Annotated in this window: 6 protein-coding genes; 3 read left to right on the top strand and 3 right to left on the bottom strand. The window is 74.1% G+C overall.

What is annotated here, in order from left to right; translation table 11 throughout:
• Positions 1 to 115: 115 nt before the first annotated feature.
• A complete protein-coding gene (locus tag ACFWIS_RS05215; protein WP_380451752.1) occupies positions 116 to 2,299 on the bottom strand; it encodes an MMPL family transporter in 2,184 nt (727 codons plus the stop codon).
• Positions 2,300 to 2,762: 463 nt separating this feature from the next.
• Between ACFWIS_RS05215 and ACFWIS_RS05210 the strand changes: the two genes are divergently transcribed.
• The 3 genes from ACFWIS_RS05210 (at position 2,763) to ACFWIS_RS05200 (ending at position 5,702) form a co-directional block, all read left to right on the top strand.
• Positions 2,763 to 3,656, top strand: coding sequence for a phosphotransferase enzyme family protein (locus tag ACFWIS_RS05210; RefSeq protein WP_380451754.1), 894 nt, complete (start codon positions 2,763 to 2,765; stop codon positions 3,654 to 3,656).
• A gap of 170 nt (positions 3,657 to 3,826) precedes the next feature.
• Positions 3,827 to 4,846 (top strand): polysaccharide deacetylase family protein, encoded by a 1,020-nt coding sequence (locus ACFWIS_RS05205; protein ID WP_380451756.1) that lies wholly within the window; start codon positions 3,827 to 3,829, stop codon positions 4,844 to 4,846.
• 52 nt (positions 4,847 to 4,898) lie between these two features.
• A complete protein-coding gene (locus ACFWIS_RS05200) occupies positions 4,899 to 5,702 on the top strand; it encodes a hypothetical protein (protein WP_380451758.1) in 804 nt (267 codons plus the stop codon).
• Between the two features lie 51 nt (positions 5,703 to 5,753).
• Here ACFWIS_RS05200 and ACFWIS_RS05195 read toward each other — a convergent pair whose 3' ends face one another.
• On the bottom strand, positions 5,754 to 6,251 hold the full coding sequence (locus ACFWIS_RS05195; protein WP_380451760.1) for a GNAT family N-acetyltransferase: 498 nt from the start codon (positions 6,249 to 6,251) through the stop codon (positions 5,754 to 5,756).
• Positions 6,248 to 6,967 carry an exonuclease domain-containing protein gene (locus ACFWIS_RS05190; protein WP_380451762.1) on the bottom strand — a complete coding sequence of 240 codons (720 nt, stop codon included), beginning with the start codon at positions 6,965 to 6,967 and terminating at the stop codon, positions 6,248 to 6,250. The genes ACFWIS_RS05195 and ACFWIS_RS05190 overlap by 4 nt, the downstream gene beginning before the upstream one ends.
• Positions 6,968 to 7,088 lie beyond the last annotated feature (121 nt).

Genomic DNA, 7,088 nt, shown 5'->3' with positions numbered 1-7,088 from the left:
GATTGACCGGGGACTGCTCTGCCGGACAGATCCCGTTTCCCGCCCCGGTACACCGGGGACGGCGCCCGGCCGGAGCGGGGCGCCGCCTGGTGTTCGGCCCGTGTTCAGCCCACGATCAACGCCGGCCGACCGGCTCCGGCGACATCGTGGCGCCGACCCGCGGGGCGTGGCCCGCACCCGGACGGGCGTCGCCGCCGTGGCCGGGCCACCACGCGCGCCGGCCGAGCAGCGCCGTGACGGACGGGGTGAAGAACATCGCCATCACGAAGGCCGCCAGCACGATGCCGAAGGCCAGCGAGAAGCCCAGCTCCATGAAGAGGACGTTGCCCGCGAGCATGAAGGTCGCGAACGAGGCCGCCAGGATGAAGCCGGCCGCCGCCACCGTCGGGCCGCCGTGCTTGACGGCCTCGCGGGCCGCCTCGCGCGGGCTGCGGCCCTCCCGGGCCTCCTCCCGGAGGCGGGCGATGATCAGGATGTTGTAGTCGGTGCCGATCGCCACCACGAAGAGGTAGATGAAGATCGGCAGCATGAACATCAGCCCCTCCTCACCCTTGATGTTCTGGAACAGCAGGGTGGTGGCGCCGAGGGTGGCTCCGAAGCCGAGGCCGACCGAGGCCATCAGGTACCACGGTGCGACGAGGCTGCGCAGCTGGAGACCCAGGATGATCATGATGAGCAGCGCGGCGATCGGGAAGACCAGCTTGTAGTCGTGGGCCATCGCGGCGTTGATGTCCTTGAAGACGGACGTCATGCCGCCGACCAGGGCCTTGGTGTCGGCGGGGGCCGCCGCGTGCGCGGCGTCGCGCAGCTTCACCACGGTGTCGATGGCCTCGTTGGTGGCCGGCGCGTCCTTCAGCTCCACGGAGAAGTCGGCGGTGGCGCCGTCCTTGCTGAGGCCGCGCTCCTTGGTGGGCATGACCACGTTGGCCACCCCGGCGACGCCGCCGATCCGGCCGGCGAAGTCCTTCAGCTCGGCGTCGTTCAGCTTGGCGCCGTTGGTGCTGGTCAGGAAGACGTGGCTGGGGTCGGTGGCACCGGCCGAGAAGGCCGTCATCAGCTTGTCCTGGACGACCATCGACTCCTTGTCCTTGGGCATGGAGCTGCCGGCCAGGTCGTAGGTCCCGGTGTAGTTGATGCCGGCCAGGGCGAGGACGACCAGCAGACCGCCGGAGACCAGGGCGACCAGGCCGGGCTTCTTGCCGGTCATCCGGCCGAGCGCGGCGAAGCGGGCGTTCTGGGGCTCCCGCATCCACTTCCGGCCGGGCCAGAACACGGCCCTGGAGGGGATCACGGCGAGCACGGCCGGGGCCAGGGTGAGCATCACGAGCGCGGTGGCGAGGACGGCGATGGCCAGCGCCGGGCCGAGCGCGGTGAACATGCCGAGGCTGGAGAGGATCAGCACCGCGAAGGCGACCGCGACGGCACCGGCGGCGGAGGCGATCGCCTCGCCGACCCGGCCGACCGCGCTGGCCACGGCCTGCTTGCGGTCGTCACCGGCCCGCAGTCGCTCCCGGTAGCGGAACGCCAGGAAGAGGAAGTAGTCGGTGCCGACTCCGAGCACCACGATGATGAGGATCGCCGAGGTCATCGGCGTGGTCTGCAGGTCGAACGCGCTGATCGCGTCGTTGATCAGCCCCTTGGAGACCGGCATCGCGACCACCAGCGAGAGCAGCACCGGCAGCAGGCCGGCCAGGATGCTGCGGAAGATGATGCCGACGATCACGATGACCAGCACCAGACCGCCGAACAGCACGATGGCGTCGGTCGAGCCCGAGGAGTCCTTCTGGTCCAGCTGGCTCGCCGCGTCACCGCCGACCCGGAACTTCAGCCCGGTGCCCTCGGCGAGCTTGGTGCCGTCGTCACGCAGCTTCTTGGCCGCGTCGGTGAACTGCGGGTCCTGCTGCTTGGTCTGGTCGATGGCGACCTGGGACAGCGCGTACTTGCCGTCCTTGGACTTCGACTGGTCGAGCACCGGCAGGATCTGCTGGACCAGCGGGATCTGCGCGTCCGTCAGACCCTTGACGACCTTGTCCATCGAGGCCTGGTCGTCCTTGGTCAGCTGGCCGCCGTCGTTGCGCTCGAAGAGCAGCAGGGCGGACGGCGTGAAGCTGGACGGGAAGGCCCGTGACTGGAGTTCCGAGGCCTGGATGGACTCGTAGTGGGTGGGCAGGAACTTCGACTGGTCGGTCTGGTCGACGACCTTCGCAGCGCTGATCGATATGACGACCGCCCCGACGATCCACGCGGCGATCACCCACCAGGCGCGGCGAACGACGAATTGTCCTAGTCGGTGGAACATGCTCGATGCCTCCTGGGCATGGTTCACCGCAGCCCTTGGGGGACGGGACGCTGGGCGACGGCAGGACCGGCGGGTCACACGCGTCGGCGTGCCCTTGCCGGTCGGCAGGTAAGTAGGTCTGGGCGTCGTCCTACGAGTACGTGCTCGCCCTCGGCAAGGCGCCCCCGTGGTCCAACCCCCGTTGCGGGCCGCCCCGAAGCAGCCCCGACCCAGTCTCTCCCGGGCCGTACCCCGTTGACCTCGTACTCCGGGTGGAGTCTCCTCCCCCTCAGGGTGGAGCCGACCCCCTACCTCCGAGGAGGAGGGCTCAGGGTCCCGAGTGAGGGATGACCCCGCCCCGCCCCCGCCCCGCCCCCGGATCGCCGCGGGCCCCGGGGTCCGTCCGTCATCGCGTGCGTCATGATGATCACCGTCCGGAGTCCCCCGGACGAGCGGATGAACGACGGCGGAACGGAGCCCAGCCATGATCCCCTTCGACGAGGGCCGCGCCCGACTGCTGCTCGCCCGGGCCTGCGAGGCCGCCGGACTACCCTCCCCGGACGGGGCCCGGCTGCTCGCGCTCGGCGAGAACGCCGTCTTCGACCTCGGCGACCCGGCCGTGGTCGCCAAGGTCGGCCGCGGCCCCGAACTGTACGAGCGGGCGCAGCGCGAACTGGCCTTCGCCCACTGGCTGGCCGACCAGGGCCTCCCGGTGGTCCGCCCGTACCGGGGGGTGGCGCCCGGGCCGCAGTCGGCGCACGGGCACCCGGTCACCTTCTGGCACCGGCTCGCCCCCGCCGTCCGCCCGGCCCGCCCGGCCGACCTCGCCCCGCTGCTGCGCACCCTGCACGCGCTGCCGCTGCCGCCGTTCCCGCTCGGCCGGCGTGACCTGCTGGCGCCGGTCGAGCGCTGGCTGGCCTCCGCCGAGGGTCAGGTGGACCCGGCGGACGTCGCCTTCCTGCGCGAGCGCCGGGACGCCTTCGCGGCCGCCCTGCCCGGCCTGGAGCCGCGGCTGCGGCCCGGGGTGATCCACGGCGACGCGCTGCCGCGCAATGTGCACGTCGGCCCGGACGGACCGGTGCTGCTCGACCTGGAGACCTTCTCGCAGGACCTGCGCGAGCACGACCTGGTGGTCCTCGCGCTCGCCCACGACCGCTACGGCGTGCCCGGCGAGGAGTACCGGGCGTTCACCGAGGCGTACGGCTGGGACGTCCGCGACTGGCCCGGCTTCGCGGTGCTGCGCGGGGCCCGGGAGACCGCCAGCGCCTCCTGGGTCGCCCAGCAGGCGGCCGGTAACCCGGCGGCGCTCGCGGAGTTCCGGCGCCGGGTCGACTCGCTCCGCGACGGGGCGACCGGGGTGCGCTGGTACCCGTTCTGACGGGGCGGCCCTACCCGGCCCGAGCGACGGCCGCCAAGCCCGTCGAGTGTGAGAAGACTCTTAAGCGGGATCGGTCCGGCGCGCAACCGGGACACGTACGATCGGCGTCCTATCGCACAGTCATCCTGACCGATGGATCGGCACCCCTCTCGCCCTCAGGAGCCGCCGCCATGCACCGGACCGCCCCTCGCCACCCCTCCCACCCGACCCGTACGGCCACCGGTCGCCGCCGGCTGATCGCGGGCTGCGTCGCGGTGGCCGCCGTCCTGGGGCTGGCCGCCTGCGGCACCGCCAGCGGGGCGCTCCAGCCGAGCAGTTCCACCAGCGCCACCGGGGCCGCCGGAGCCGCCGGCAGCACCGCGGCGGGCACCGGCACGGGCAGCGCCGCCCCGCAGCAGCCGACCGGCGCGCCCACCGCCGGCTCGGACGCCGTCGACACCGGCACCGGCAGCGGCAGCGGCAGCGGCGCCGACCATGCGGCCCCGCCGGCCGGCGCCAAGGCGCGCACCCCCGCGGCCCCGGTGGCGTCCGGCCGGCCCCAGCCCACCGGCACGCCCGCGCCGCCCGCGCCGCCCGCCCACCCCGGATCGGCCACCAAGGTGATCGGCTCCACCGCCTCCGGCGGGCGCACCGTCGCGCTCACCTTCGACGACGGCCCCGGCCCGGCCACCGGGCAGGTCCTCGACCTGCTCGCCCAGTACCACGTCAAGGCCACCTTCTGCGAGATCGGCCAGAACGCCGCCGCCAACCCGGCCCTGGTCAAGCGGATCCTGGCCGAGGGCCACCGGCTCTGCGACCACAGCGTCCACCACCCGCAGCCGTTCGAGAAGCTCCCGCACGACAAGGCGGTGTACGAGATCGGCGCCGCCCGCGACATGATCGTCAAGGCCGGCGGGCCGGGCACCCGGATCGACTGGTTCCGTGCCCCGGGCGGCGGCTTCAACGCCGACAACGAGCACATCGCGGCCGGCCTCGGGATGGACTCGCTCGGCTGGTCCGTCGACCCGCGCGACTGGTCCCGCCCGGGCGTGCCGGCGATCGTCTCCACCGTGCAGAAGCAGCTCAAGCCCGGCGGGGTGATCCTGATGCACGACGGCGGCGGCGACCGCAGCCAGACCGTGGCCGCGCTCAAGCAGCTGCTGCCCTGGCTGGTCTCCCAGGGGTACACCTTCGACTTCCCTGCCTCCTGAGGCAGTCGGGCCGCCCGACGGAGTCCGGGGCAGCGACCGTAGGGTGGGCGCCGTGACCGCCACCGCGCCCAGCGCCGCCGACCTCGTGGCCGCCGTCCCCGGCCTCGCCCGCTACCTGCGGCCGGCCACCCTGCTGCACCCCCACCCCGGCCCGCCGCCGCCCGGGGCGAGCCGGATCGGCGGGCCGGCCGAGTGGCCGGCCGGCGCCCCCTGGCCGCACTGCACCGCGCACCACCCGGACGACGACTTCGGATACCCCCGACCGGCCCCCGCGGAGTCCCCGGCCACCGCCCTCGTCCCGGTCGCCCTGATCCGCGCGGAGGACGCCCCGCACCTGCCCTGGCCGGAGGGCACCGACCTGCTCCAGGTGCTCTGGTGCCCCAACGACCACGACGACCTCCAGGGCGAGCGCTACTACTACGGCCCCGCCGTCGAACTCCACTGGCAGCGCGCCGCCGCACTCGCCCCGGCCACTCCCCCGCCGCCGCTGCGCAGCGCCGGGGAGTACCTGCCCGAGCCCTGCGCGGTGCGCCCCGAACAGCTCCTCGACCTGCCCGACCGGGACGAACTGCCCGGGGAACTCGCCCGCGCCATCGCGGAGTTCGCCGAGCGGCGGGGCGTCGAGTACGAGCGCGACCACGGCCGCGCGGACGGCTGGAAGCTGGGCGGCTGGCCGTCCTGGCACCTCACCGACCTGCTCCCGGTCGACTGCGGCCGCTGCGGCGAGCGGATGACGCACCTGCTGACCGTGGAGAGCGGTGACGGCCCGGACCTGTCGGTCGGGCGGCACGGCGAACTGCACGTGTTCGTCTGCCCGGTGGACGTGACGCACCCGGTGGGGCTGGACCTCCAGTAGGACCGGCCGCCCGGATGCCGCCGGTCCGGAGAGCGCCCCCGGGCCGTCAGGTCAGGTCAGGTCGGCTGAGGCCGGGCCAGGTGAGCTCAGACGCAGCCGGTAGACCTGGCGGGAGCCGCCCTCCGGGCCGGGGTCGGTGGGTTCGGCCGGGGTGAAGCCCAGCCGTTCGTAGAACAACCGGGCACCGCTGGTCACCGCCCCCGGGTGGTCCGGGCCGAAGGTGACCACCTCGACGATGGCCGGGGCGCGGACGTGGCGGCGCAGCGCGTCCTCGACCAGTGCCCGGCCGACGCCGGTGCCCCGGGCGCGTTCGGCGACCACCAGCCAGTGCAGGTGGTGCGGCCCGTCCGGCTCGGTGCCGAACAGCAGGCCGCCGAGCGGGCCCCGCTCGTCCTCCGCCACGGTGGCGAGGCCCCGGGCGGCGGTCCTCCGCACCGCGCGGTGGAAGCCGGGCTCGGCCACCATGGGGCCGAACCAGTGCTCGACCTCGGCGGCGAGCGCGAGGAAGCCGGGCAGGTCCTCGGGGCGGGCGAGGCGTACGGTCGTCACCCGTCCCCCGGGTCCGGCCTGGACGGCCAGCGCGGGTCGACCACCGCGAGCGGGTCCTTGCCGCGGCGCAGCCAGTCCTGGAGGCCCTGGGCCCACTCCCGGTACCAGCCGATCTGCCGCCGGTGCAGCTCGGCCGGGGCCACCTCCCCCACCTCGGCCGGGTAGCGGGCGGCCAGCGCGACGGCGACCCGGACGGCGGCCAGTGCGTCGCTGCCCGCCTCGTGGGCGTCCGTCAGCTCCACCTCGTACACCTCGCACACCCGCTGGAGGGTGCGGGAGCCCTTGCGGTACTTGTCCACGGTCCGGTCGATGACCAGGGCGTCCAGCACCGGCCCGACCGGGGCGCCGAGGCGCTCGGCGAGCGTGGGCAGCCCGTAGCGGCGCAGCTCGGCGTCGAGCAGTGAGAGGTCGAACGGCGCGTTGAACGCCACCACCGGCCGACCGTCCGCGATCCGCGCGCACAGCGCGGCGGCTATCTCCTCCACCGCCTCCTTGGGCTGCCGGCCCCTGCTGCGCGCGACCGCGTCGCCGATGCCGTGGATGGCCTCCGCCTCGGCGGGGATCGGCACTCCGGGATCGATCAGCCAGTGGGCGGCCTCCACCCGGACGGCGCCGACGGTGTCCACGAGGGCGGCCGTGACGATGCGGTCCACGGCCGGGTCGGTGCCCGTGGTCTCCAGGTCGAAGCCGACCAGTGGCTGCTGCCACCAGGTCATCAGGTCTGTCCTTCCGTCCGCCAGCGAAACAGCCCCTATCATCACCCGCCCCACCGACAACCCGGCCGTCAGGGCGGCCGTCACGGTCCCGGCCGACCGGCCAGGGTCAGGGGCGTGTCTG

Source organism: Kitasatospora sp. NPDC127060 (genome assembly GCF_042724935.1).
GTDB lineage: Bacteria > Actinomycetota > Actinomycetes > Streptomycetales > Streptomycetaceae > Kitasatospora.
The sequence above is the reverse complement of the archived record's forward strand: the minus strand, read 5'-3'. Positions and strand labels throughout refer to the sequence as shown.

Bases quoted from the DNA above. Each gene is read 5' to 3' on its own strand.
- ACFWIS_RS05215 (WP_380451752.1), bottom strand. From the start codon at position 2,299: ATGTTCCACCGACTAGGACAATTCGTCGTTCGCCGCGCCTGGTGGGTG.
- ACFWIS_RS05210 (WP_380451754.1), top strand. From the start codon at position 2,763: ATGATCCCCTTCGACGAGGGCCGCGCCCGACTGCTGCTCGCCCGGGCC.
- ACFWIS_RS05205 (WP_380451756.1), top strand. From the start codon at position 3,827: ATGCACCGGACCGCCCCTCGCCACCCCTCCCACCCGACCCGTACGGCC.
- ACFWIS_RS05190 (WP_380451762.1), bottom strand. From the start codon at position 6,967: ATGACCTGGTGGCAGCAGCCACTGGTCGGCTTCGACCTGGAGACCACG.